Origin of the sequence: Micromonospora sp. DT68 (assembly GCF_049847245.1) — a bacterium.
Taxonomy (GTDB): Bacteria; Actinomycetota; Actinomycetes; order Mycobacteriales; family Micromonosporaceae; genus Micromonospora; species Micromonospora profundi.
In genome coordinates, this window is record NZ_JBNCNZ010000003.1 from 338809 (window position 1) to 363508 (window position 24700).

The window sequence follows — 24700 nt, forward strand, 5'->3', positions numbered from 1 at the left end:
AAGAGGAGTAAGGGCAGCATAGAAGTAATAAATGTCGGTATGCGCAACATTAGTCAAGCTGAGGCTTATTTATCACGTTCTGTCCATCGCCGCTAAACGGAGTGCGGTCGGTCTGCGGGTGCTGGATCCGGGGTCAGGCGACAACTGCGGACGCTATCCGTTCAAGTTATGGACGTGCTATTCCCCCTGAGTCTGGGTGAGTTACGGCAGATCCCTCATCCGAAGTTTGGCTGGGCGTAAGGGCGGGTTGGGCAAAGTTGGCACAGTCGGGGCGTCCGGCTGGGGACGAGCGGTGCAACTTGCTGCTGGCATGCTGCCGTAGTGGGTAGGCAATCGGCGTCTCCTAGGTAGATCCTGAGGTCGACGACCCGTGGCTCCATGCGCGAGCGGCGAGGCGTCCAAGGCCCAAGTCGTCAACTTCGTTGCGTGATTGACTGAATACCGGCGATGGCTGGAGCGGGGACGGGGTGGAGATTCAGGTTCTGGGTGGCCTTTCGGTGCAAGTCCCTGCCCGCACGTTGCGCCTAGGTACGCCGAAACAGCAAGCCATCTTCGCAATGCTCGCAGTTCAGCCGGGCCAACTGGTGACAGTGTCCGAGCTTGTCGATGAGTTATGGAACGATTGCCCACCGCGATCAGCGGTCGCGAATGTTCTCAGCTATGCCGCGAATCTGCGCCGGGCTTTCGAGGCTTGCCCGTCGGGCCGAGGGATCATCGTGCGGCAGCGGAACGGCTATCGGCTCGACGTACCGCCGGAGCTGATAGACATCTTTTGCTTCGAGGCGGAGCGGAGCGCTGGTCGGGAAGCCCTGACCGCCGGCCACCTGGACGAGGCTCGGGTGCTGCTCGGTCGCGCGGTGACGAGGTGGCAGGGCCCGATGCTGGCAGGCATCCCGCTCGGGCCAGTCCTGACCGCCCGAACCGTGGCTGCCGAAGACGAGCGCCTGTTGGCCACGGAACTCCTGGCCGATGTCCAGCTCCGCGCCGGCCGGGATGACCTGGCGATTCCGCTGTTGCGGGAGGTGGTGGCCCGCCATCCGCTCCGCGAACCGGCCTACGCCCTCCTGATGCGGGCGTTGTATGAGCGTGGCGATCATGCTGGGGCGCTCGTCGCGTACGACGAGATCCGGGCACGGCTGAGCGCGGACCTGGGGGTGGCCCCAGGGGGCGACATCGAGGAACTGCACCGCAGGATCGCCATCCCAGTCCCGACGCCGGTCGCGGTCGCCCAACCAGGACGCCCCGCATGGGCCATGCGCGACGCGGCGGGTGCAGCGGCAACTGAACAGACGCGCCAGCTCAAGCCGGTGGATCATCTGCCCCGGGCGGTCGCCGACTTCGTCGGGCGGGAAGACGTGCTGGCGCGGTTGCTGGCGGAGACACGGCGCGTCGAGGAACGAGTGCCCACCGTGCACATCATCGACGGGATGGCTGGTAGCGGGAAGACGACCCTCGCCGTCCACTTGGCCCGTCGGTTGTCCGCCCGGTATCCGGATGCCGTGCTGTTCATCGACCTGTGCGGGCATGGCGAGAAGAATCGGGTGGAGCCAGCGACCGCCCTGGTCACCCTGCTTCGTCAACTTGAGGTGCCGGTCGAGCAGGTTCCGGTCGAGTTCGAGGCCAAGGTGGAGTTGTGGCGACGGGAACTCGCTCGCCGGAGGTCTGTGATCGTCCTCGACAACGCCGCGAGCAGCGAGCAGATTCTGCCACTCCTGCCGACCGACCCGACCGCCGTTGTGCTTGTGACTTCGCGGCGGCGACTTGCCCACCCGGACGTCGCCCCTTCGCAGACGCTGCCGGTCATGAACCCCGAAGAGAGCGTCGACCTCCTCGCGCTCACTGTTGGTCGGGCTCGGGTCGACGCCGAGCCGGAGGCGGCCGCCGAGGTGGTCCGGCAATGCGGCCACCTTCCCCTGGCGATCCGACTCGCCGGCGCGAGGCTGGCCCACCGACGCAACTGGCGGTTGGCGGATCTCGCCGAGCAGATGACCGCTGGCGCGCCTGCGCTGCACCACCTGGCGCAGGAGGAGAGCACTGTCGCCAAAGCCTTCGCCGCCTCGTACGAACCTTTGCCGGAGCCGACCAGGCGAGTCTTCCGGTTCCTCGGTCTGTACCCCGGTAAGCGGCTCAGCCCGTCGGCCGTCGCCGCCCTGACCGGCCTGACGGTGACGGAGGCTCATGCGGCGCTCGATGGCCTTGTCGATCGGAACCTGGTGGAGGACCTGGACTCCACGCGGTACGGGCTGCACGACCTCATGCGCCAGTACTCCGTCGAGCTGTGCGTTCGCACCGACTCCCCGAGCGACCGGAGGCTTGGGCTGGGCCGGCTGTTCGACTTCGTGCTGGAGGCGGCCCTCAGGGTCGCCGACCTGCTGGAGCCCGGTGTCGTCAGAGCCCAGGTCACCCACGTCTGGTCCGGACATCCCGAACTGGCCGAGGCCCTCGGAGAGTCGACCGCTGAATGGTTGGAGACTGAGCGGACGGAACTGGTGACGATGGTGCGGTCAGCACACGAGGCGGGCTTCTATCGGCACACGTGGCAACTTGCGCGGAGCCTTTGGAGATTCTGCTACATCCGCGGTTACTACGAGGACATCATCCTGACCCACACTGCTGCGCTGGCGGCAGTAGAGGCAGCGGGTGATGTCGATGCGATGGCGATGGTGAACAACTACCTGGCTTCCGCCTACGTGCGAACCGGCGACAACCGCAAGGCGCTCGATCATCTGACCCGCTCGGTTGCTCTCTCCCGCGACTCCCGGGACGTGTTGAGCGCGGCGCGCTACCGCGCCAACCTCGCCGCGATTTACTGGTGGAGCGGTCAACTCACCGAGTCTGTGGAGCTTGGCTTTGAGTGCCTGCGTGACTACAAGGTGTACGGCAATCTCGGGGTCCCGATCCTGTTGCCGAACCTCGGCTTGGCACTCATGGCGCTGGGGCGCCATAAGGAAGCGTTGCAGCTTCATCGTCGCCACCTGGCCTGGGCGCGGACGAACTCCGACGAATTCCATCTGCTGAACGCGCTCAGCCACATCGGCACCGTACGAATCCGTATGGGCGACTTTCGTCAGGCGGCCCGGATCCTCGTGGCCTCCCTGGCCCTGCGCGACCGCACCGGCCACCGGTATGCCGAGGCGGAGGTGCACAACGACCTCGGCATTGCCTACCGCGGTCTTGGTCGACTGGTCGACGCCCAGCATGAACACGAGGTCGCCCGAAGGCTGTCGATCGCCTCAGGGGAACGGCACGTCGAGGCGGCGGCGTTGAACGACCTCGGGCGCACCCTGCGGGCGCAGGGGCGGGACGGAGAGGCGGCCGGGATGCACGAGGCGGCACTGCGGTTGGCGACCCGGATCGCGCACCCGTACGAGCAGGGACGGGCTCTGGCCGGGTTGGCCGAGCACTTCGCCGGCATCGATTCGGCCGAGGCCCGGCGACACTGGGAGCGGGCGCTGGCGATCTTCCGGCGGATGGGTGTGCCGGAGCGCCTCGAAGCCGAGCGCCGCCTTGCCGAGACGTAGACCACCAAAGCAGGGCGCTGAGCTGCGCAGACAGCGCTTATCGATTTCTTATCGCCAGCCTCGGTAGCTTCTGCCGCGTATCGGCGGACGGGGGAGGTTCTGCCCCTGGGGCAGAACCGGGTCGTCGACACGACGCCTGCTGCCAGGTTTCCCCAGTGGCCTCGGCGGCGGGTCGGTGAGGAAGGGGCGGCGATCCCGCGAGCGCGCTGACGCACCCGGCGACGTGAACGGGCCGCCGCTCCTTCCGAGCACCTTCACGTCGTACCGCACCGATAGGCTCACGCCGTGACCGAACCCGCGCAGCTCAGCCACGTCGATCGCGCCGGCGCGGCCCGCATGGTCGACGTCTCCGCCAAGCCGGTGACCGGCCGGTTGGCCGTGGCGGCGGGCCGCCTGCGGACGACGCCCGAGGTTGTCGACCTGTTGCACCGTGACGGGTTGCCCAAGGGCGACGCGCTGGCGGTCGGGCGGTTGGCCGGGATCATGGGCGCCAAGCGCACTCCGGAGCTGATCCCGCTCTGCCATCCGATCGCCCTGCACGGTGTCACAGTCGACCTGCGGCTGACCGCCGACACGGTGGAGATCACCGCCACCGCCCGCACGGCGGACCGGACCGGCGTCGAGATGGAGGCGCTCACCGCGGTGGCTGTCGCTGGTCTCGCCCTTGTCGACATGGTCAAGGCTGTCGATCCGGCGGCCTCGGTGGAGGCGGTCCGGGTGCTGCGCAAAGAGGGCGGCAAGACCGGCGAGTGGGTCCGGCCGGAGGACCGGCCGTGATCCGGGCGCGGGTGATCGTCGCGTCCAACCGGGCTGCTGCCGGCGTCTACGCCGACACCAGTGGGCCGCTGCTCGTCGCCGGCCTGCGTGAGCTGGGCTGTCAGGTCGACGACCCGGTGGTGGTGCCTGACGGTGAGCCGGTCGGCAGGGCTCTGGAAGATGCTCTCGACGACGGCGTCGACGTGGTCTTGACCAGCGGTGGCACCGGCGTCACTCCGTCGGATCGCACGCCGGACGTGACCCGCGGCCTGCTGGATTACGAGATCCCCGGCATCGCCGAGGCCATCCGCGCGCACAGCCGCGACCGGGTGCCGACCGCGGTGCTGTCCCGCGGGCTGGCGGGGGTGGCGGGCCGGATGCTGGTGGTCAACCTGCCGGGCTCGACCGGTGGCGCCCGCGACGGGCTGGCCGTGCTCGGGCCGATCCTCGGGCACACAGTCGATCAACTTCGCGGGGGCGACCATTGACCGGGCACCGGGGGTGCAGGCACCGGAGGTGCGGTGCCGTCCGCCCCGATAGGCTCGACCGGTGAGCACGGAAACCGCACCAACCGCGGACCGGATCGTCGCGCCCCCGCCGGCCGGGTGGGAGGAGGCACGGGCCCGGGTGTACGCGGTCGGCCTGTCCGCCGCGCTCCCCGCCGTCGCCCGGCCACTTGTCGACACCGACGGTCTGACCCTGGCCGAGCCGTTGACCACCCGCACCGACCTGCCCGCCTTTCCCACCTCCAGCGTGGACGGCTGGGCTGTGCGGGGCGACGGGCCGTGGCGCGTCGTCGGCCGGGTGCTGGCCGGCAACACTCCCGCCCCGCTCGGGGACGACGGCACGACAGTCGAGATCGCGACCGGGGCCATGGTGCCCGAGGGCGCCACGGCCGTGCTGCGCGTCGAGGAGTCCACGGTCACGAATGGCCTGGTCAGCGGCACTCCCCGGCAGACGCCGGAGTGGCGGCAGCCGGGCGAGGAGGCGTACGCCGACGAGGAGCTTCTGCCGGTCGGCACGCCTGTCGACCCGGCGGTGATCGGCCTGGCCGCCTCCTGCGGGCACGACACGCTGCGCGTCCGGCGGGCGCCGCGGGCCGCGCTGCTTGTCTTCGGCGACGAATTGCTCACCGCGGGCCCGCCCTCGGCGGGTCGGGTACGCGACGCGCTGGGACCGGCGGTCCCGTCGTGGCTGCGGCGGTACGGCTGCCAGGTCCGCCCGTCCGACGTGGTGGGTCCGGTGGCCGACACGTTGCCCGCGCACGTGGCGGCGCTGCGCTCGGCGCTTGCAAACGCCGACCTGGTCTGCACGACCGGCGGCACGATGCACGGCCCGGTCGACCACCTGCACCCGGCCCTGGAGGCGCTGGGCGCCGACTACGTGGTCAACACCGTGGCGGTCCGGCCGGGCTTCCCGATGCTGCTGGCACGGCTGGCCGGCCACGACGGTCGGGTCCGGTTCGTCGCCGGTCTGCCCGGCAACCCCCAGTCGGCGATCGTCGCGTTGGTGTCGCTCGTCGCCCCGCTGCTCGCCGGGCTCCAGGGCCGCTCGATGCCGGTGTTGCCGCAGGCCACGTTGGCTGAGGCGGTGCCCGGCCGGGGCAATCACACACACCTTGCGCTGGCCCGGTTGGACCGTGCTGCCGGCACCGCCCATCCGGTGCGGCACGTCGGTTCGGCGATGCTGCGAGGGCTCGCCGGTGCCGACGGTTTCGCCGTCATCCGGCCCGACACCAGCGGCGAGCCGGGTGACAGGGTGCCGATCGTGCCGCTGCCGCTGCTGCCTGGGGAGTGGGCGTCGTGACCGCACCGGTGATCACTTTCGGTGAGGTCACCGACCAGCCGCTCGACCTCGCCGCGCACGAGGCGGCGGTCGCCGACCGGCGGGCCGGGGCGGTCGTCTCCTTTCAGGGCGTGGTCCGCGACCACGACCACGGGCGCCCGGTGGTGAGCCTGGAATACGAAGGGCACCCGAGCGCCGCCCAGGTGTTGCGTGACGTTGCCGCCGAGATCGCCGCCGATCCCGACGTCTACGCGGTGGCGGTCTCGCACCGGGTCGGCCCGCTGGCGATCGGTGACGTGGCGTTGGTCGCCGCGGTGAGCACCGCGCACCGCGCGGCCGCCTTCGCGGCCTGCGCACGGCTCGTCGACGAGGCCAAGGCCCGGTTGCCGATCTGGAAGCGTCAGGTCTTCGCCGACGGCACCGAGGAATGGGTCAACTGCCCCTGACGGTTCAGCGGCGACCGTTGACGAGCGCGGCGCGGTTGAGGCGTTCCCCGTAGAACGCCGGCTCGGCGCCGGGCCGCCACGGCAGGGCAGCAACGAGCACGATCAGCGCGAGAGCCAGCGAGTTCTCCATGAGCGCGCCGAACAGGCCGTCCTGGTAGTGCGACTCCTCCGGCAGTTGGTGCTCGTACGGCCAGATCGGGGAGACCAGGAAGAGCAGGTAGAGCCCGACCGCCGCGACGCCGTGCCGCAGCCCGGTCAGTGTGGGGTACCAGATCGGTGGGCGGAGGCTGTTGAGCCCGGTCAGTCCGCCGAAAGCCGGACCCTGGCTGCTGCGCTGCGCCACGCTCCGACTCGCCTCCCGGCGGCGGACCGCCGCGTCGGCCAGCACGATGATCGCCGGGATCACCCAGACCAGGTGGTGCGTCCAGGAGATCGGGCTGATCACATTTGCGGTGAGGCCGACCAGAGTGAACGCCGTCAACTCGTCACCGTCGGCGCGGGAACTGGCCGCCCGTGACAGACCGAGCGCCAGGATCAGCACCGAGAAGGCGAACCAGAGCAGCCCCGGAGTCTCGATCGAGTCGTACAACCGGGCCAGCAGGCCGGCGAGCGACTGGTTGGGCGTCATGTCGGCCGCGCCGACCCGTTCGGTCTGCCACAACACGCTGCCGAAGTACGCCCGTGACTCGTCGCCGACGATGCCGAAGCTCGCCACTGTGACGCCGATTGTGGTGCCGATCGCGGTGGCCGCCACCCGCCACTGACGGGTGATCAGCAGGTAGGCGATGAACAGCGCCGGAGTGAGCTTGACGGCGGTGGCCAGCCCGATGCCGGCACCGGCCCAGGCACCGCTGTAGACGAAGCGCAGCAGGGGGCCGTCGGTCGCGGCGTAGTGGGTGCCCCGGCGTGAGCGCCACCGAAGCCCGATGAGGTCGGCCATGATCAGGGCGAACAGCAGGATGTTCACCTGGCCGTAGCCGAGGGTCTCCCGGCCCGGCTCGATGGCGACGGCGAGTGGCACCGCCACCGCCACTGTGAACCAGAGGGGCCAGCCCAGCCGGTCCACGATGGGTCGGAGCAGCCCGGCCAGGATCAGCGCCAACGCGGCGATGCTGGCGAGCGCGTTGACCATGCCGGCGCCGGCGATCGGAAGCTGCGCCATCGGCAGCATGACGAGCCCGGCGAACGGTGGGTAGGTGAAGCCGAGCGTGGTGCCGGGCGCGATGAACTCGTAGAGCTCGTGACCGCTCGCCCACCACACCACCGCGCCGTGGTAGATCTTCATGTCGAAGAAGTTGTACGGCCGCCCGAACTCGCCGATGGCAAGCCATGCGGCATAGGCGACGGCGGCCACGATGGCACCCCGTACGACGTTCCTGCGATCGATCCCACGCATCACGCGTTGAACTGGGGCGAGGCGGTCCGCCCGTCTACCGACAATCGTCGGCATGGCGTGGCCACCCCCGTACCAAGGTCGTCCTACCCGTCCAGGTCCTGCACGGAGCCTAGAACGGCGCCTCACGTCAGTGCCTCCCGCGTTATGCGACCGTGTCCGATCCCACACATGTTTTTGACATTTCCACCGCGTTAACGCCTAGCGGGTGGTTCAGGTAATTCGCGGCCTTAGCGGGGGTGGGAGGCAGCGGAGAGGTAGATCGACGCAGGTCAGCCGGGTAGGCGTCGGGCGGTCGCGGCGGACCGGACGGCGATCCGGGCCTCCCGCTTGGCCGTACGGACGGCTCGCTCCACGGAACGTCGAGAGTGACCGATGCGGTGGCCGGTGCGCCACCGCAGACCCGGCTTGCCCTCGGTGTCGGCTGCGGCGAGCAGTAGACCGCCGAGGAGACCGATGTTCTTCAGAAAGTGAACCTTGTTCGTGTCACGCAGGGATTGTTCGTCATCCTGGTTCCAGAAAGGATGCCCGGCGAGGGTCGTCGGCACGAGCGTGCCGGCGAGGACCAGCGCGGCGGGCCGCGTCAGCCGTCCGGTGGCGAGCATCAGCCCGGCGCCGAGCTGCACCGCCGCGTTCATGCGGATCAGCTGCTCGGTCTCGGTCGGGAAGTTGGGGTGCACCTTCTTCAGCAGCGGCGTCGCCCGCTCGGTCACCGGCGCGGCCTTCTGGGCGAGCCGCTCCGGAGCACGGAGGTTGCGGTATCCGCTGACGACGAAGATGCCGCTCAACATTGCACGGGCGAGGGAGCGTACGGGCGTCATGGATCAGTCATACCCCGTCGCGGCGTTCGCTACCCTGCCAACCGCCGGATCCGGATCGGTGGACGTGGACGCCGCGCGCCACGCCGATTTGAGCGACAGTCGCTGATGGACCGGCCACGACGGGTAACGTCGCGCGGGTGACGACGCTGCGCCTCCGACCCGAGGGTCCGGCCGACGCCGGGTCGGTGCGTCGGGTGCTGGCAGGCGCGTTCGCCAGACCGGACGTGTCGACACCGCCGGAGGTCGCCCTGGTCGACGAGCTGCGGGGCACCGAGGCGTGGCTGCCGGAGCTCGCCATGGTCGCGGAGCACGGCGGTGAGGTCGTCGGGTACGCGCTGCTCACCCGCGTACGGGTGCGCCCGGACCGGGGCGGCGACGCCCTCGCCCTGGCGCTGGGGCCGGTGGGCGTCGCACCCCACCGCCAGCGGGTGGGGCATGGCACGGCGGTGGTGCAGGCCGCGCTGGACGCGGCCACCGAGTTGGGTGAGCGGACGGTGGTGGTGCTCGGCGCCCCGGCCTTCTACCGGCGGTTCGGCTTCGGGCCGGCCGTCGATCTGGGCCTGACAAGCCCGTGGTCCGGGCTCGGCGAGCCGTGGCAGGCGCTTGTCCTGCCGCCGTCGACGAGCGGCGAGGCACCACCACCGCGAGGTGAGGTGCTCTTCCCGGCGCCCTGGTCCAAGGTCTGACGTCGGATGCGCCCCGGTGCTGTCAGGCCGGCTGGGTACGCAGGTACCGGCCGAAGTGCGGGACGGTGAAGGCCACGGTGCCGCGCTCACCGGAGTAGATGAGCCCCTTCTTGATCAGCGCGTCCCGGGCCGGTGAGAGGCTGGCTGGCTTGCGGCTGAGCGCGCGGGCGATCTCCGCGGTGGGCACCGCGGCGTCCATGTCGTCGCGCGTGACACCGCTGGACTCGCCGTCCACCAGGGACAGCGTGGCCATCGCCCGCATGTACTCGCGTTCGGCCGGGGTGGCCCGCTCGAACCGGGAGCCGAAGAAGCCGACTGCAAGTTCGGCCTCCGCTTCCGGGGCGGCGACCCGGACGTCGGCGGCGGTGATCGGGGAGCGCGGCGCGTGATCCCAGGTCGCCTTCCCGTACGCCTGCACGAAGTAGGGGTATCCGCCGGACTTCTCGTAGAGCAGATCGAGCGCTTTCTGCTCGTACTCCACTTCTTCGCGCTCGGCCGGCGCGCAGAGCGCCTGGTCGGCGGCGATCCGGTCGAGGCGGTCGATGCGCTGGTAGCGGAAGAGCCGCTCGGAGTATGACTTCGCGGCGCTGAGCACGGCCGGCAGGTGCGGAAGCCCGGCGCCGACGACGATCAGTGGCGCACCGATCTGGGACAGCTCGTGGCAGGCGGCGCAGAGCGCCGACACGTCCTCCGGACCGAGGTCCTGCATTTCGTCGATGAAGATGGCGATGCCGGTGCCCACGTCGCTGGCCACTGCGGCGGCGTCGCTGAGCAGTTCGACGAGGTCGATTTCGATGTCGCCGGAGTCGGCCCGACCGCTTGCGGCGGGAACGTCGATGCCGGGTTGCCACCTGTCGCGCAGCTTCGGGGACGCCCCGGCGCGCCCGACCGGTGCGGACCGCTGGGCGAACGCCTTGAGGACGCCGAGGAAGGCATCGATCCGGTCGGGCGCGCGGTGCCGGGGCGCGAGTTCGCGGACCGCCATGTGCAGCGCGGCGGCGACGGGGCGGCGCAGTGACTGGTCCGGACGTGCCTCGATCTTGCCGCTGCCCCAGAGGTGGTTGATCGCCTGCGACCGCAGAGTGTTGAGCAGGACGGTCTTGCCGACGCCGCGAAGCCCGGTGAGCATCAGGCTGCGTTCAGGGCGGCCCCTGGCGATGCGTTCCAGCACGATGTCGAAGACGTCGAGCTCCCGCCCCCGCCCGGCGAGTTCGGGCGGGCGCTGGCCTGCGCCCGGGGCGTAGGGGTTGCGGACCGGATCCACGCATCGCAGAGTATCGGCCCGTCTAGCTGCCAGGCTAGACATGGATAGACGGAGCTACCGGCGTGTCGGGGCCGCCGACAGGAGTCAGGGCCGTCGACAAAAAACTAGGGCTGTCTAGCGTCCACGCTAGACAGCCCTAGTTTTGTCAATCGCCTAGCGCTTCTTCAGGCAGAGCACGTAGTCGAACAGGTCGACAGTGTTGTCGTGCACGTAGTTGGCGGTGGCCTGCGGCGCAAGCGTCTTGCACCGGTCCCCGTCGGTAGTCGCCGGAATCCGCAGCAGCACCTGGTAGGTGTCCGGCCCACACGGCACCTTGCGCAGATCCGCATTGGCCTCGGTGCCGTCGTTGACCACGCAGTCGCCCCTGGCGAACTCCTCCCTGTCCGGCGACGGCTCGGCCGGTGACGGATCGGCCGGGCTCGGCGCGTCGCTGGGCAGCGCAGGCGGAACGACGGAAACGCTCGCCGACGGCGCTGGCGCTGCCTCGTTACCGCCGTCGGTGGCATTCCAGACCGCCCAGCCGGCCAGACCCAGACAGGGGCAGAGCACGAGCAGCGCCACGAGCGCCACGATCAGGGCGACCTTCCGGCCGGTCCTGTTCGCGGGCGGGGCCGGCGGCATCCCGTACCCACCGGGCGCCGGCGGCCCCCACGGGCCCGGAGTCGGGCCGGCGGGCGGGAACGGACCCGCCTGGCCCGGAGGAGCGACGGCCGGTGGGAACTGGCCCGGAGGCGGGAACTGGCCCGGAGGCGGGCCGGCGGGCGGGAACGGGCCGGGCGGCGGCTGGCCGGCGCCGGAACTCGGGGTCGGAGGACCCGCGTCCGAGGTCGGCGCAGGGCCCCAGGCGGCCGGTGGCGGCTCCGCGCCGGGCGAGGGCTCCCACCGGGGTACGGTCGGTGGCTCGCCGCCGGACGGCGGGCCCCACTGCTGTCGGGTCGGGTCCTCGTCGGGCGGCGGGCCGTAGGTCGTCATGTCATCCCCCGGAATCTGTGGGTTCAGCGCTGCTTGAGGCAGAGGACGAAGTCGAGGGTGTCCAACTCGCTGTCGAAGAAGTACCAGTTGGTGTAGCCCTCGACCTTGGCGCACTTGGCCTCGGCGTCGCGCTCACCGCTTGTCGCGCCATCGATGCGGCGCAGCACCTCGTACGACTTCGGCGCGCAGTCGCTGATCAGCAGCTTCGGTTTGCCGCCCGCAGGCCCCTCGTTGCGTACGCACTGGCCGACCTTGGCGAACCGCGGATCGGCAGACGACTCGGGTGCCGCGGCGCTCGGCGGCGGATCGGTCGGGGCGGGCACGTCCGCGTCGGGCTCCCCGGCGGCAGCCGAAGCAGTCGGGGTGGCAACAGTGGCCGGGTCGTCCGAACCGCGCAGGAACCAGTACGCGCCACCGCCGGCCACGAGCAGCAGCACGACGCCCAGAACCGCGATCAGCGGCCCCCGGCCACGCCTACCCGGTGCGGGCGAGGGATCGCCGCCGTACGGGTCACCGGCGGGCTGGTACGGCTCCCCGCCGTACGCCGGGCTCGCCTCGGCAGGCCGGTACGCGCCACCGTAGGGCGCGCCCGACTCGTAGGGCGCCGGGTTGCCGCCTCCGTACGCCGTCCCGCCGCTCTCGCCGCCGTAGGGCGTTCCGGGACCGCCGCCATAGGGCGCCCCGCGTTCGGCGCCGTAGGGCACCCCTGGGCCGCTGCCGTACGAACCGTCGCCGTAGGACCTCGGCGGTCCCTGCGGCACCGGTGGGTAGGACTCCGCCGCAGGTGGGTAGGGCTGGCGAGCCCGCTGTTCGGGTGTGTCGTCGGGTCGCTGCCCACGCCACGGGCCCCCGACGCCGCCACCCGGTGGTCCGTAGTTCGTCATGCCGCCCTCCAGGCTGGTGAGAGGCCGGCCACCAATGGACGACGCCGACTTCGAAGTCACCGTAGCGTGGTCCACCGATGACCTCATCCCCACCGAGTGCCGCACCAGGCCGCCGCGCCGATGCCGCACCGGCCCTGATCTGGACCGCGTTGATCGTGGTCTACCTGTTGTGGGGCTCCACCTACCTGGCCATCCGGGTCACAGTGGAGACGCTTCCCCCGCTGCTCTCGGCCGCCGGGCGTTTCGCCGCCGCCGCCCTGGTGCTGGCGGTGGTGCTGCGACTGCGCCGAGGGCCCGGTGCCCTCCGGGTGGACCGGCGGCAACTCGGCTCCGCCGCGCTTATCGGAGTCCTCCTGCTCACCGGCGGCAACGGCCTGGTGGTGCTCGCCGAATCCGGGCCGCCCGGGGTGGCGGTGCCCTCGGGGATCGCCGCGCTGCTTGTGGCGACAGTGCCGCTGCTCGTCGTGCTGCTGCGCTCCGCGACCGGGGACCGGCCACCGCTCTGGACGTTCGCCGGGGTCACGCTGGGCTTCGCCGGTCTGGTCCTGCTGGTGCTGCCCAGCGGCGGCACGGACGCGGTGCCGCTGGTCGGGGCGCTGACAGTGGTGGCAGCGGCCACCGCCTGGTCGATCGGGTCGTTCCTGTCGGGACGGATCCGGATGCCCACCGACCCGTTCGTGGCCACCGTGTACGAGATGGTCGCAGGCGCTGTGGCGCTGGCCGTCGTCGCCGCCCTCCGGGGCGAGCTGCGCGACTTCCATCCGGCGTCGGTAAGCACCCGATCCTGGCTGGCACTCGTCTACCTCATGGTGGCCGGCTCGCTTGTGGCCTTCACTGCGTACGTGTGGCTGCTGCACAACGCACCCATCTCGCTCGTCTCGACGTACGCCTATGTGAACCCGGCGGTCGCGGTGGCGCTGGGTGCGCTGCTGGTGGCCGAGCCGATCACCGGGCAGGTGCTGCTCGGTGGTGCCGTCCTCGTCGCCGGGGTGGCTCTGGTGGTGAGCACCGAACGGCCTCGACGCAAGAGCGCGGCTACACGATCGGGGGCCACGCCAGCGGGCGACCGGCGGTAGCCTCCGGTCCATGTCGGCCGCCGCGCTGGTGCCTGTCGCGTCGCTGGGTGCGGTTGTCGGTGGCGTCGTACCCCTGGTTGCGTGGCGCTTCACGACCGTGCCGCCCTCTCGGCGTGTCTGGGCCTGGCTCAGTCCGCCGCTCGCGGCGGCCGTGTTCGTCGGGCTTGCCGCCGCGCTCGGTGACGACCCGGCGCTGCCGGTCTTCCTCGCGGTGGCGGCGGTGGGGCTGGTGCTGGCCCTTGTCGACCTGGCCTGCCTGCGGCTGCCCGACCCGCTGGTTCTCGCCGCCGGTGCGGTGGCCCTCGGTGGCCTGACCAGCGCTGCGTTGCTGACCGGCACCCCCGGGCGGCTGATCGGTGCGTTGGTCGGCGCGGCGGTCGCCGGCGCGGCGCACGTGCTGCTGGCCGTGCTGCCCGGCTCCCGGCTGGGCTTCGGGGACGTGAAGCTCGCTGGCGTACTCGGCCTGCCGCTCGGCTGGCTCGGCCGGGATGCTCTGCTGGCCGGGCTGTTCCTGCCGCACCTGCTGCACGGTGCCGTGGTGCTCGGCCTGCTCGCCGCGCGGCGGGTCCGCCGGGGCACGCTGCTGCCGCTCGGCCCGGCACTGCTCGCGGGCGCCTGGCTCGCCACGATGATGCATTGACGCCGCCGCACCGGTCGAGCCCTGCCGCGCAGCCGGCACGCCAGGCGTCAGATCAGGCGGAGCTGGCGGTCCTTCGGGCGGCGCGGCTCGGTCTCGCCGAACCGTTCGAACAGGCCCGGGTCGATGGACCCGAGGAACGGTGACGGTACGCAGTCGCGCTCCACACCGTGCCGGGTGCGGCGGGCGGCGTGGCTGACGTACAGGCGGTCCTGGGCGCGGGTAAGGCCGACGAAGAAGAGCCGGCGTTCCTCGGCGACCGCGTCCTCGTCGGGTGTCGAGCCGGGCCAGCGCAGCGGCAGCAGCCCGTCTTCGGCACCGACCAGGAACACCACAGGGAACTCCAGGCCCTTCGCGGCGTGCAGGGTCAGCAGCGTGACCGCCTCGGCGCGCGGGTCGAGGGCATCCACCTCGGCGCCCGTGGCCAACTGCGACAGGAACATCTCCAGGTCGTCGCCGCAGCGGCGAGCCAGTGGGGTCAGCAGGTCCACGGCCGCGCGGACGTCCTCGGGGCGTACCGTGCTGGCGGCGCCGTCGAGGGTGGGCACCGCGAACCGTTCAGCGACGACCTGGCCGGCCAAGCGCACCCGGGCGGCGAGCGAACCGGCCAACCCGTCGGCGTGCCGCAACTCGCGGGCGATGGCTGCCACCCCGGGTCGGTCCCGCAGCCTGTCGTGCGAGCGCTTCTGCACCGGGATGTTGGCCCGGGCCAGGGCGTCCACGATCGGGGCGGCCTGCGCGTCGGTGCGGTACAGCACGGCGATGTCGGAGAACGACAGGGTGGTGGACCGGCCGTCGATCCGGCCCGAGTCCAGCGAGCGGTGGGACAGCCCGCCGACCAGTTCGTCGACGGTACGGACCACGAAGTCGGCTTCCTCGGCGACCGACGCCGCCGGGTAGCGGCCGACGAGCGGCGCCTCCGGGTCGAGTCGGGCCGGGTCCAGTCGCCGGCCACGCACCAGCGAGGACGGCGCGATGGCCTGCACGGCGGCGGCAAGGATGGGCGCCGAAGAGCGGTAGTTGCGGTTGAGCCGGACCAGCCGGGCGTCGGTGAAGTCCTCCGAGAAGCGCAGGAAGTAGCCGACGTCGGCGCCCCGGAACGAGTAGATCGCCTGGTCCGGGTCGCCGATCGCGCACAGGTTGCCGTCGGCGGGGCTGAGCAGCCGCAGCAGCTCGTACTGCACCGCGTCGACGTCCTGGTACTCGTCGACGAAGATCCACCGCCAGCGGTCCCGGTACCGCTCGACAAGCTTCCGGTCGGCCCGCAGCAGCTCCACCGGCAGGCTCACCAGCTCGTCCAGGTCGACCAGGTCCTGCTTACGCAGCAGCGCGACGTAGCCGGCCAGGTCGTCACCGGCCTCCGACCGGGCCGCCGCGCGCTCGCCGTCGTCGGCGATCCGGAAGCCGGCCGGCAGGCCCGCAGCCTCGGCGTTCTCCCGCAGGATGGTCAGCCCCAGCGCGTGGAACGTACCCACTGTGACGTCCTCGGCGACCGGGCCGAGCAGGCTGTCGAGGCGGTGCCGCAGCTCCTCGGCCGCCCGCCGGGTGAAGGTGATGGCCAGGCAGTGCTCGGGAAAGACGTTCAGCTCCGCGCAGAGGTACGCGATCCGGTGGGTGAGCGTACGGGTCTTTCCGGTGCCCGGTCCGGCCACGATGAGCAGCGGACCGCCGGGCGCGGACGCGGCAACCCGCTGCATCGCGTCCAGCCGGTCCAGCAGACCGGTGCCTACCTCCTCCATCCCCGCGAGCATCGGTTCGAACGGCTCGTGCGGCGAGGGCGGCGACGCGATCGGCGGAGCAGGAGGCGGTGCCGGAGCCTTCCGTTTCGGCTCCGCCTTCGCCGCCGCCGGGCGCTTGGCCGCCGAGCGGGCTGCCGGCTCCGTGGGCCGCCGCTGAGCCGGCACGGGTACGTCGAACAGCGTCTCCTGTGCCGCGCCGGCACCCGTTCCCAGCTCCGCCGGATCGAAGAGGGTGATGACGCCGTACTCGCCGTCGTAACCGGGCACCCGGCGTACGTCGCCGCGCCGCAGTCGACCGATGCCCTCCGCGAGCAACTCGCCACCGGCCTGGGCGATGTCCGGCAACGGAGTGGTGGTGAGGATCTCCAGTTCGGGGCCGAGCGCTGCGAGCAACTCGTTGAGCCGCCCCTCCACCTTCTTCGAACGCGCGCCCACCTTGTTGATCTCACCGAGGATCTCGGCGAGCGGCACCAGGTGGGTAACGTCGCGGGCGTGTGCCGGTCGGTGCCCGTCCGGGCGGTCGGCCAACTCCTCGATGCGGCTGAGGACGCCCACTGTGAGCGGCTTGCCGCACTCGGGGCAGCGCCCGTCGGCCGCCCGGGTGCGCTCCGGGGACCAGTTGACCCCACACAGCCGGTGCCCGTCCGCGTGGTACTTGCCCTCCTCGGGGAAGAACTCGATGGTGCCGGCGAGACCGTCGCCGGTCCGCAGCGCCTCCCGGATGGCGAAGTAGTCCCGTTCGGCCGCCAGCACCGTCGCCTCGCGGCCCAGCGCCGGTGGGGAGTGCGCATCGGAGTTGGAGACCAGTTGGTAGCCGTCCAGGCTGCCGACCCGCCAGTTCATCGCCGGGTCGGAGGAGAGCCCGGTCTCCACAGCGAAGATGTGCTCGGCCAGGTCGGCGTAGCAGTCGGCGATCGCGTCGAAGCCGGACTTCGAGCCCAGCGCCGAGAACCACGGCGTCCAGATGTGCGCCGGGACCAGGTAGCCGTCCGGGCTCGCCTCCAGGGTGATCTCCAGCAGGTCCCGGGAGTCCAGACCGAGGATCGGCCGGCCGTCCGAGCCGAGGTTGCCGATCCGCCCCAGCGCGGTGTTGAACCGGGCCACCGCCTCCAGGTCCGGCAGGTAGATCAGGTGGTGGACCTTGCGGGTGCGGTCGTCCCGCTTGTAGATGGTGGAGATCTCCACGCTCAGCATGAACCGGACGGCGTCCGCGTCGGCGGTGCCGGCGAGGCGCGGCGGCAGCCGGCGGGCGATGTCGCGTTCCGCCTCCGGGTCGAGGCGGTAGAGCCCCGGCTCGGCCGGGCGCAGCGTCTCCCGCAGGTGGTCGTACCAGGCGGGATGGGTGAAGTCGCCGGTGCCGAGCAGGGCGATGCCCTTGCGGCGGGCCCACCACGCGAGGTTCGGCAGCGTGAGATCGCGGCTGCACGCGCGCGAATATTTCGAGTGGATGTGCAGGTCCGCGACGAAAGGCGGGAAGCCACCGGGGGGTACGGCGCTGAACGGGGGCACGCCGCATCCTGTCACGTGCGCCATGCCGACCGCCTACCGCCACGCGCGGACGTGACGTCCGCTATGACGAGCGCAACTCGACAAGGGTGATCTGCGGTTCGGCGCCGACCCGCACCGGCGGACCCCAGAAACCGGCGCCGTTTGTCACATAGACCTTGGTGCCGTCGACCTCACCGAGGCCACTGACCACCGGCTGTTCCAGACGGACGGCGAGGTTGAACGGCACCATCTGCCCACCGTGGGTGTGCCCGGAGAGTTGCAGGTCGACGCCGTAGCGGGCCGCTTCCTTCGCTGCCACCGGCTGGTGCGCGAGCAGCACCACCGGGCGGCTCGGATCGCGATCACCGAGGGCGGCGGCGAAGTCCGGGCCAGCAGCGAGGCCGGTGCCCGTGCCGGACAGGTCGTTCACACCGGCCAGGTCGAGCACGCCGCCCCGGGCCTGGATCTCCTGCCGCTTGTTCTGCATGACCCGCAGGCCGAGCCGGTCCACCTCCTGGACCCACTCCTCCACCCCCGAGTAGTACTCGTGGTTGCCGGTGACGAAGAAGCTGCCGTACCTCGAACGCAGGTCACGCAGTGGCGCGGCGGCCGAGCCCAACTCGGCGACCGAGCCGTCGACCAGGTCACCGACGACAGCCACCAGGTCGGCGTCGAGTCGGTTGATCGCGGCCACGATCCGCTCGGTGTGCGCACGGCCACGCAGCGGGCCGATGTGGATGTCGGAGACGGTGGCGATGCGCAGGCCGTCCATGCTGCGCGGGAGCTTGGCGAGCGGGATCTGCACCCGGTCGAGTTGTGGCGGGCCGAGGGCCGTGCGGATGCCGTACCCGGTGATGCCGGTGGCGGTGAGGCCGGCGAAGATGGCCGCCCCGCGGGCCAGCAGCAGCCGGCGGGCCGGGTCGTGATCCGGTGCCCGCACGGCGGCGGCGGCCGGCGGCTCGGTGGGCCCGGCGGCGCCGACGAGCACCGGCTCGGGCGCCGCGGTGGTCGGCTCGGCGGCGGTCACGCGGCGGCGGAGCGCCAGCCGGGCCACAAGCATCGGCACTTCCAGCACGACGAGGACGACAAGCAGGTAGAACATCAGCGCGAGCCAGAGGTAGCCCGGCCAGGCGAGCCAGTAGAGACCGGCCTGCGTGCCGGCCATGGTGGCCGGCACGAGCAGCGCCAGCACAAGGGCGGCGATCCCGCCGACCCGTCGCCAGCGGCCCGGCGCGGTGGTGTCGCGGATCAGCCGCTTCCACAGGTAGAGGTGGATGAGGCCGGTGACCACAGCCAGCACGGTCACGAACCCGAGTACCGCCAACATCCGTGCGCCTCCCTCAGCCGCCCGCGAACGGGGGCAGGACATCGATCGTGGCCCCGCCGGGCAGGGGTGCCTGCCGATCATGACAGGTGACGCCGTCCACGAGGAAACTGGCGACCCGCAGGACGGCGGCGAGCCGATCACCGTGCCGCTGGACCAGGTCAGCGGTGAGGTCGTCGAGCGATCGGCCCGCGGGCGTCGTCTCCTCGGAGCGCCCGGCGGCGGCACGCGCGCCGGCGAAGTAGCGGACGGTCAGCTGGTCCTGGGTCACAGCTCAGCCCCCGATCGCTGACATCGGCCGGGTCGGCTGGAGGAACGTCGGGTCGTCGATGCCGTGGCCGGCACGCTTGCCCCACATCGCGGTGCGCCACCGCTGGGCCAACTCGTCGTCGGTCGCGCCGCCGCGCAGGGCCGCCCGCAGGTCGGATTCCTCGGTGGCGAACAGACAGGCGCGGACCTGGCCGTCGGCGGTCAGCCGGGTGCGGTCGCAGTCGCCGCAGAAGGGGCGGGTCACGCTGGCGATCACGCCGACCCGGGCCGGGCCGCCGTCGACCAACCAGGTCTCCGCCGGGGCAGCGCCGCGCTCGGCCGGGTCGGGGCTGAGATCGAACCTGGTACGCAGGGAGGCCAGGATCTCTTCGGCGGTAACCATCGTGGTGCGGTCCCAGCCGTGCTGCGCGTCAAGCGGCATCTGCTCGATGATCCGCAGCTGGTAGCCGTGGTCGACGGCGAAGCGGAGCAGCGCCGGTGCCTCGTCCTCGTTGACGCCGCGCATCAAGACAGAGTTGATCTTCACCGGGTTGAGCCCGGCGGCGGCCGCTCCGGCGAGGCCGACGAGCACCGCGTCCAGGCGGGGGCGGCGGGTCAGCTGCGTGAACCGGGCCGCGTCCAGGGTGTCCAGCGAGACGTTCACCCGATCCAGGCCGGCAGTGGCCAGCGCGGGGGCCAGCCGGTCCAGGCCGATGCCGTTCGTGGTGAGCGAGATGCGCGGGCGGGGCATGAGTGCGGCGACCGCTGCCACGATGCCGACCAGCCCGGGCCGGATCAGTGGCTCACCGCCGGTGAACCGCACCTCGGTCACGCCGAGCCGCTCGACGGCCACCCGGACCAGCCGGACGATCTCGTCGTCGGTCAGCAACTGCGGACCCGCGAGCCAGGGCAGCCCTTCGGCCGGCATGCAGTAGGTGCACCGAAGGTTGCACTTGTCCGTGAGGGACACGCGAAGGTCCCGCGCGACGCGGCCGTACCGGTCGACGAGGACGCCGTCGGTCGGCGGGGCGACGCTCACCTGTCGACCGTAGCGCGCTCGAACCCGCCCAGAGCGGCACCGGCGGCCTGGACGACCGCATCCCGGTAGCTGGCACCGAAAAGCGCCGTGTGCACGAGCAGCAGATGCAGCTGATGCAGGGGCACCCGGGCGCGCCAGCCGTCCGGCAGCGGCCAGGTCTCCCGGTAGGCCGCCAGGACCCGGTCCAGGTGGGGGATGCCGCCGAAGAGCGCCAACTGGGCGAGATCTGTTTCCCGGTGCCCGCCGTGCGCCGCCGGGTCGACAAGCCAGACCCGCCCGTCGGCACCCCACAGCACATTGCCCGGCCACAGGTCACCGTGGATGCGTGCGGGCGGTTCGTCCCCGCCGAACTCGCCGATCCGGCCGATGACCTGCTCGACCAACGCCGCGTCGGCACCCTCCAACGCGCCACCGTCGACCGATCGACGCAGGTAGGGGACGAGTCGACGCTCGGCGAACCACGTCGACCACTGCCGGTCGTCGACGGTGTTGTCCTGCGGGAGCGCCCCGACGAAGCCGGGCCAGGACGCACCGAAGGCCGGCGGACCGGCCCGGTGCAGGCCGGCCAGCTCCCTACCGAACCGCTCGGCCGCCGTGGGCGTCGGCTCGCCGGGCTCCAGCCAGTCGAGCGCCAACAGGTCGGGCAGCGCCACGATCACCTCGGGTACGCCCACAGCGCCGGCCTCCCGCAGCCAGCGCAGCCCGGCGGCCTCGCTGGCGAAGAAGCCCTCCGGCGACGGCTGGTCGGCCCGCTCCGGCCAGGACTTGGTGAAGATCGAGTGGCCGTCGTCAAGGGTGAGCCGAGCGGCGGCGCAGATGTGCCCACCGGCGACAGGCGTCTCCCGGATCCGCTGATGGGTCAGGAACGTCGGCAGGTGTGCCGGGTGCGCGCGCAGGTACGCCAGGTCCATCAGCGCACGGTAGCCGCTGCCCATGACGCCCGGGTGCACGCGACCACATCGAGGCATACGTGATCGACGATTACCAGGCCAAATACGCTGCGTAGCTGTGGATAAGCCGCGTGTCATCCACAGGGGCGGCGCAGCCGGGTGGCCGCCCCGCAGGCTGCCGACATGACCTCGACCGAACGCCCGCAGCTCGCCGTCCGCTCACCCGCCGACCTGCTCGCCGCCGTGCCGTACCTGCTCGGCTTCCATCCCGCCGACAGTGTGGTCGCTGTGGCGCTGCTCGGCCGGCAGATCATCTTCGCCGCCCGCGCCGACCTGCCCGACCCGTCCACCGATCCGGTCGACCAGGCCCGGCACCTCGCCGGAGTGATCCACCGCCAGGGCGCGGAGGCCGCCACGGTCGTGGGTTACGGGCCGCCCGACCGGGTGACCCCGAGCGTGGACGCCGTCCGCGCCGCCCTGACGAATGCCGGCCTGGACGTCCTCGACGCGCTGCGGGTGACCGACGGTCGATGGTGGTCCTACCTCTGCACGGAGGCCGACTGTTGCCCACCCGAGGGTCGGCGCTACGACCCGGTGGCAAGCCCTGTCACCGCGTCGGCCGTCTTCGCCGGCCAGGTGGCGCTGCCTGACCGGGCCGCCCTCGTGGCGCAGGTCGCTCCGGTTCAGGGCCCCGCCCGGGACGCGCTACGCGCCGCCACGGTCAGGGCCGACCGGCGACTGGCCGACCTGATCGAGCGTGCTCCCGCCAGTGATCTGCTCGGCGGTCGGGCGGTGCGCTCCGCCGGTGCGACCGCGGTCCGGGAGGCACAGCGCCGCCAGCGTCGCGACGAGCTGCTCGACGACGACGAGGTGGCCTGGCTGTGTCTGCTGCTTACTCACCTGCCGGTCCGCGACCACGCCTGGGAACGCACCGACGGCCGTGACCGGGACATCGCTCTCTGGACCGACGTGCTGCGCCGGGCCGAGCCGGAGTTCACCGCCGCGCCTGGTGCGTTGCTGGCGTTCGCCGCGTGGCGAGCCGGGCAGGGTGCGCTGGCGGCCGTCGCGCTGGAGCGGACGCTCGGCCTGCACCCGGACTACTCGCTCGCACTGCTCCTGGACGACCTGCTGCGGCGCGGCGTGCCCCCGTCCGAGCTGGACGGCTGGCCCTCGGTCGGGATGCCGGGGGTGATCCGCCCCCGCAGGAGGCGTCGGCGTGGCCGTAGCTGACCGACCTTTGACCCGAAGCGTGACCACCAGCACCATCCCGGTCCGCGCCGAGCACCGTCAACAGCGTCACCAGCGGCGGTGTCTGCTGCGTCACTTCGGCCGGCCAGCCTACCTACCGATAGGTAGGTTGGATTTCATGACCGCCACCTCAACGATCTCCGTCAGCGACCTGACGAAGTCCTACGGCACCCGGAACGCACTGAATCGGCTCTCGCTGACGGTCGAACGTGGCAGTCGTACCGTGGTCCTCGGTCACAACGGGGCGGGAAAATCCACCCTCCTGGAGATCATCGCCACGCTGCGCACCCCGACGTCCGGCACCGTCACCGTCGAAGGCCACGACACTGTCACGCACGCCCGCGAAGCCCGCCGACTCATCGGGCTGACGCCGCAGGCCAACGCACTGGACCCACTCGCCACCCCAACCGAGGTTCTCACCTTCCAAGGTGTCGCCCTCGGGCTCGACCGCACTGTCGCCGCACGCCGTACCCGGGATCTTCTCGAACTCTTCGGCCTGGAGGACCAGCACAGGACACAGATCTCGAAGCTGTCCGGTGGAACGCGCCGTAAGGTCGACATTGCCGTGGCCCTGGTCTCCGAACCCCCGATCGTGATCCTCGACGAGCCGACCACCGGCCTCGATCCCCTCAGCCGCCTCGAGTTCTGGAACGAGCTGAGGCGACTCAACCGGAACGACCGGACCCTCCTGATCTCCACCCAGGATCTCCACGAGGCCGATGTCCTCGCCACCGACGTAGTGGTCCTCCGCGACGGCGCCGTCACCGCGCAGGGCTCCCCGGAGTCCTTGAAACGGTGGGTCGGGGAACGCACCCTGACCCTCGGGCTGACTGACGAACCCACCACGCGGACGTTCCTGACCTCCTCGCGTGCCCCGTTTCGCGCTGAGACCGACGAACCCCGAACGGTGCGGCTCGCGCTCTCCGGCGACCCGGAGGCGCTGAAGACAGCACTTGACGACATCGGCCGGTTCGCCGGCGGAATCGAGGAGTTCCGCCTGACCGAACCCTCGCTCGACGACGTCTTCGTCGCCCTCGCCGCCCGCGGACGCGGGCCCGACCACCTCCGGTAAGGACGCCACACGTGAGTCTTCTCGACATCTCTCTCGTTCCCGCGCGCAGGACCGCGCTTCCGGTCGCCGTCGCCGCGACCAGGCGCTGCACCCGCGTCGTCCTGCGTTCTCCGGCCCTCCTGGTGGCCCCTGTCGCACAGTCGCTGTTCTTCCTGCTCATCTACTCCGGGCAGCTCAGCACCGTGGGCAGCGGCTATCTCGCGGGGGGCAGCTTCATCTCGTTCCTGCTGCCACTGATCCTGCTCACCGGAGTGGCAACCGCCGCCGGTACCGCAGGGACCCTCGTTCTACGCGATGTCACAAGTGGTTACCTCGATCGACTTCGGTTGGCGCACGGCACCGCCACGCCGTTCCTCCTGGGTGCCGTCATCGCTGCGCTCGTCGCCGTCATCATCGGAATGCTCACCACGATCGTCGGGGCGGTGCTCATCGGCTACCGGCCCGGGAGCTGGGCGGGGGTGACAGCCATGATCGTCCTGATGCTCGTGCTCGGCCTGGGCATCGCCCTGCTCAGCATCGCCGTCGCGATCCGGTCGGGCTCGGCGACGAGCACCAACCTTGTCACTCTCGCAGTGTTCGGGCTGTCGTTCTTCACAGGGGTGTTCGCTCCGCTGGACGAGCTCGCCGGTTGGATGCGCGTGATCGCGACCGTCAACCCGCTCACCTACGTCGTGGACACCGCCCGCCAGCTCGAGAGCGCTGCCGCGCTCTCGGCCGCGCCAATTGCTCTCACCGCACTCAGCGCGCTTGTCGTCGCTGGAGTCGCCGCCTGCGTCCTGGCCGTCAACCACGCTCGGAGGAACCGATGACCGCCACAGCAGACACCCGGTCGCAGATCCTGGACGCCTTCAGCCAGCAGTTGGCCGCCGTGGGTTATCAGGGCGTGTCCCTGGTCGCAGTAGCGCGGACGGTGGGCATCCAGAAGCCGTCCATCTACCACCACTTTCCCGGTGGCAAGGAGGACCTCTACGCGGCAGTCGCGCTGAGGTTCGTCGAAGACCTCCGTGCCCGCCTCGCGGCGGCGCTGACGACCGAAGGGACGCTTGAGGAGAAGCTGCGGACGCTCGCAGTCGTGTCGGCGGAGCACTCCCCCCGGGCCATCTCCTTCGAGCGGCGTGTCTACGACGCGCTCGACCTCGTCTCCGAGGAGACACGGACCGACGTGTCGCAGCGGTACGTCAGCGGCGTCCTCAACCCGGTCGCCGAGCTTTTTCGCGCAGCGGTCGAGGCCGGAGACGTCACGGGTGATCCCTGGTTCCTCATGAACGCGTTCCTCCACCTCGTACGCGCGACCGACCTCGCTCAGGAACCTGACGGCAGCGCCCAGCTCGTCGCGCTCTTCCTCGACGGCGCTCGGGCGCCCGGGGCTGTCCGTCGAAGGATGTAGCTGACGTTCGTTCCACGGGTCGA

The 24700-nt window shown here is 71.3% G+C and carries 21 protein-coding genes and 1 pseudogene; 12 read left to right on the forward strand and 10 right to left on the reverse strand.

Translation table 11 applies throughout. The annotated features are described in order from the left end of the window. Nucleotides 1–467 precede the first annotated feature (467 nt). The 5 genes from ACPXB1_RS07750 to ACPXB1_RS07770 all read left to right on the forward strand — a co-directional run bounded on the left by ACPXB1_RS07750 (nt 468) and on the right by ACPXB1_RS07770 (nt 6508). On the forward strand, nt 468–3521 hold the full coding sequence (locus ACPXB1_RS07750) for an AfsR/SARP family transcriptional regulator (RefSeq protein ID WP_425734984.1): 3054 nt from the start codon (nt 468–470) through the stop codon (nt 3519–3521). A gap of 285 nt (nt 3522–3806) precedes the next feature. After that, the gene (gene moaC, locus ACPXB1_RS07755) at nt 3807–4298 is read left to right on the forward strand and encodes a cyclic pyranopterin monophosphate synthase MoaC (RefSeq protein ID WP_377672306.1); all 492 of its coding nucleotides are present in this window, start codon (nt 3807–3809) and stop codon (nt 4296–4298) included. After that, nucleotides 4295–4765 carry a MogA/MoaB family molybdenum cofactor biosynthesis protein gene (locus ACPXB1_RS07760; RefSeq protein WP_355587382.1) on the forward strand — a complete coding sequence of 157 codons (471 nt, stop codon included), beginning with the start codon at nt 4295–4297 and terminating at the stop codon, nt 4763–4765. Before moaC ends, ACPXB1_RS07760 begins: the two co-directional genes overlap by 4 nt. Before the next feature lie 61 nt (nt 4766–4826). Continuing rightward, nucleotides 4827–6083: a molybdopterin molybdotransferase MoeA gene (locus tag ACPXB1_RS07765; protein ID WP_355587379.1), complete on the forward strand. Its 1257-nt coding sequence runs from the start codon at nt 4827–4829 to the stop codon at nt 6081–6083. Beyond that, nucleotides 6080–6508 (forward strand): molybdenum cofactor biosynthesis protein MoaE, encoded by a 429-nt coding sequence (locus ACPXB1_RS07770; RefSeq protein WP_355587376.1) that lies wholly within the window; start codon nt 6080–6082, stop codon nt 6506–6508. The genes ACPXB1_RS07765 and ACPXB1_RS07770 overlap by 4 nt, the downstream gene beginning before the upstream one ends. A 4-nt stretch (nt 6509–6512) precedes the next feature. Here the strand turns inward: ACPXB1_RS07770 and ACPXB1_RS07775 are convergent, their stop codons facing one another. Both ACPXB1_RS07775 and ACPXB1_RS07780 read right to left on the reverse strand, forming a co-directional pair. After that, nucleotides 6513–7958 (reverse strand): glycosyltransferase 87 family protein, encoded by a 1446-nt coding sequence (locus ACPXB1_RS07775; protein ID WP_355587373.1) that lies wholly within the window; start codon nt 7956–7958, stop codon nt 6513–6515. Nucleotides 7959–8173: 215 nt separating this feature from the next. Then, on the reverse strand, nt 8174–8722 hold the full coding sequence (locus ACPXB1_RS07780) for a DoxX family protein (protein WP_355587370.1): 549 nt from the start codon (nt 8720–8722) through the stop codon (nt 8174–8176). A 137-nt stretch (nt 8723–8859) separates the two neighbouring features. Between ACPXB1_RS07780 and ACPXB1_RS07785 the strand changes: the two genes are divergently transcribed. Continuing rightward, nucleotides 8860–9408 (forward strand): GNAT family N-acetyltransferase, encoded by a 549-nt coding sequence (locus ACPXB1_RS07785; RefSeq protein WP_355587367.1) that lies wholly within the window; start codon nt 8860–8862, stop codon nt 9406–9408. 22 nt (nt 9409–9430) lie between these two features. Here ACPXB1_RS07785 and ACPXB1_RS07790 read toward each other — a convergent pair whose 3' ends face one another. From ACPXB1_RS07790 to ACPXB1_RS07800, 3 genes and pseudogenes are all read right to left on the reverse strand, one after another. Next, nucleotides 9431–10672, reverse strand: a complete 1242-nt coding sequence (locus ACPXB1_RS07790) for an ATP-binding protein (RefSeq protein ID WP_355587364.1) — start codon at nt 10670–10672, stop codon at nt 9431–9433. A gap of 153 nt (nt 10673–10825) precedes the next feature. Next, the gene (locus ACPXB1_RS07795) at nt 10826–11248 is read right to left on the reverse strand and encodes an LppU/SCO3897 family protein (RefSeq protein ID WP_425735026.1); all 423 of its coding nucleotides are present in this window, start codon (nt 11246–11248) and stop codon (nt 10826–10828) included. A 419-nt stretch (nt 11249–11667) separates the two neighbouring features. Further along, nucleotides 11668–12132 (reverse strand): annotated as a pseudogene (locus ACPXB1_RS07800) (LppU/SCO3897 family protein); the annotation flags it as partial. 473 nt (nt 12133–12605) lie between these two features. Between ACPXB1_RS07800 and ACPXB1_RS07805 the strand changes: the two are divergent. Both ACPXB1_RS07805 and ACPXB1_RS07810 read left to right on the forward strand, forming a co-directional pair. Continuing rightward, on the forward strand, nt 12606–13604 hold the full coding sequence (locus ACPXB1_RS07805) for an EamA family transporter (RefSeq protein ID WP_425734985.1): 999 nt from the start codon (nt 12606–12608) through the stop codon (nt 13602–13604). A 10-nt stretch (nt 13605–13614) separates the two neighbouring features. Then, complete coding sequence (locus ACPXB1_RS07810) at nt 13615–14244, forward strand: prepilin peptidase (protein WP_425734986.1); 630 nt, start codon at nt 13615–13617, stop codon at nt 14242–14244. A 47-nt stretch (nt 14245–14291) separates the two neighbouring features. Here the strand turns inward: ACPXB1_RS07810 and ACPXB1_RS07815 are convergent, their stop codons facing one another. From ACPXB1_RS07815 to ACPXB1_RS07835, 5 genes are all read right to left on the reverse strand, one after another. Then, entirely contained in the window at nt 14292–17489 is a 3198-nt protein-coding gene (locus ACPXB1_RS07815) for a UvrD-helicase domain-containing protein (protein ID WP_425734987.1), read from the reverse strand. Between the two features lie 61 nt (nt 17490–17550). Beyond that, nucleotides 17551–18795, reverse strand: coding sequence for a metallophosphoesterase (locus tag ACPXB1_RS07820; RefSeq protein ID WP_425734988.1), 1245 nt, complete (start codon nt 18793–18795; stop codon nt 17551–17553). A gap of 13 nt (nt 18796–18808) precedes the next feature. Beyond that, nucleotides 18809–19063, reverse strand: a complete 255-nt coding sequence (locus ACPXB1_RS07825; RefSeq protein WP_355587352.1) for a MoaD/ThiS family protein — start codon at nt 19061–19063, stop codon at nt 18809–18811. 3 nt (nt 19064–19066) lie between these two features. Then, the gene (moaA, locus tag ACPXB1_RS07830; RefSeq protein ID WP_425734989.1) at nt 19067–20080 is read right to left on the reverse strand and encodes a GTP 3',8-cyclase MoaA; all 1014 of its coding nucleotides are present in this window, start codon (nt 20078–20080) and stop codon (nt 19067–19069) included. Next, a complete protein-coding gene (locus ACPXB1_RS07835) occupies nt 20077–20991 on the reverse strand; it encodes a fructosamine kinase family protein (protein WP_355588432.1) in 915 nt (304 codons plus the stop codon). The genes moaA and ACPXB1_RS07835 overlap by 4 nt, the downstream gene beginning before the upstream one ends. 162 nt (nt 20992–21153) lie before the next feature. Here ACPXB1_RS07835 and ACPXB1_RS07840 point away from each other — a divergent pair, with 162 nt between their 5' ends. From ACPXB1_RS07840 to ACPXB1_RS07855, 4 genes are all read left to right on the forward strand, one after another. Continuing rightward, the gene (locus tag ACPXB1_RS07840) at nt 21154–22200 is read left to right on the forward strand and encodes a DUF4192 domain-containing protein (protein ID WP_425734990.1); all 1047 of its coding nucleotides are present in this window, start codon (nt 21154–21156) and stop codon (nt 22198–22200) included. A 136-nt stretch (nt 22201–22336) separates the two neighbouring features. Then, on the forward strand, nt 22337–23290 hold the full coding sequence (locus ACPXB1_RS07845; protein WP_425734991.1) for an ATP-binding cassette domain-containing protein: 954 nt from the start codon (nt 22337–22339) through the stop codon (nt 23288–23290). Nucleotides 23291–23301: 11 nt separating this feature from the next. Then, complete coding sequence (locus ACPXB1_RS07850; RefSeq protein ID WP_355587343.1) at nt 23302–24099, forward strand: ABC transporter permease; 798 nt, start codon at nt 23302–23304, stop codon at nt 24097–24099. Then, nucleotides 24096–24677, forward strand: coding sequence for a TetR/AcrR family transcriptional regulator (locus ACPXB1_RS07855; RefSeq protein WP_425734992.1), 582 nt, complete (start codon nt 24096–24098; stop codon nt 24675–24677). Before ACPXB1_RS07850 ends, ACPXB1_RS07855 begins: the two co-directional genes overlap by 4 nt. The last annotated feature ends 23 nt before the right edge of the window (nt 24678–24700 follow it).

Bases quoted from the DNA above. Each gene is read 5' to 3' on its own strand.
- ACPXB1_RS07775 (WP_355587373.1), bottom strand. From the start codon at position 7,958: ATGCCGACGATTGTCGGTAGACGGGCGGACCGCCTCGCCCCAGTTCAA.
- ACPXB1_RS07780 (WP_355587370.1), bottom strand. From the start codon at position 8,722: ATGACGCCCGTACGCTCCCTCGCCCGTGCAATGTTGAGCGGCATCTTC.
- ACPXB1_RS07805 (WP_425734985.1), top strand. From the start codon at position 12,606: ATGACCTCATCCCCACCGAGTGCCGCACCAGGCCGCCGCGCCGATGCC.
- ACPXB1_RS07810 (WP_425734986.1), top strand. From the start codon at position 13,615: ATGTCGGCCGCCGCGCTGGTGCCTGTCGCGTCGCTGGGTGCGGTTGTC.
- ACPXB1_RS07820 (WP_425734988.1), bottom strand. From the start codon at position 18,795: ATGTTGGCGGTACTCGGGTTCGTGACCGTGCTGGCTGTGGTCACCGGC.
- ACPXB1_RS07835 (WP_355588432.1), bottom strand. From the start codon at position 20,991: ATGGACCTGGCGTACCTGCGCGCGCACCCGGCACACCTGCCGACGTTC.
- ACPXB1_RS07840 (WP_425734990.1), top strand. From the start codon at position 21,154: ATGACCTCGACCGAACGCCCGCAGCTCGCCGTCCGCTCACCCGCCGAC.
- ACPXB1_RS07845 (WP_425734991.1), top strand. From the start codon at position 22,337: ATGACCGCCACCTCAACGATCTCCGTCAGCGACCTGACGAAGTCCTAC.
- ACPXB1_RS07855 (WP_425734992.1), top strand. From the start codon at position 24,096: ATGACCGCCACAGCAGACACCCGGTCGCAGATCCTGGACGCCTTCAGC.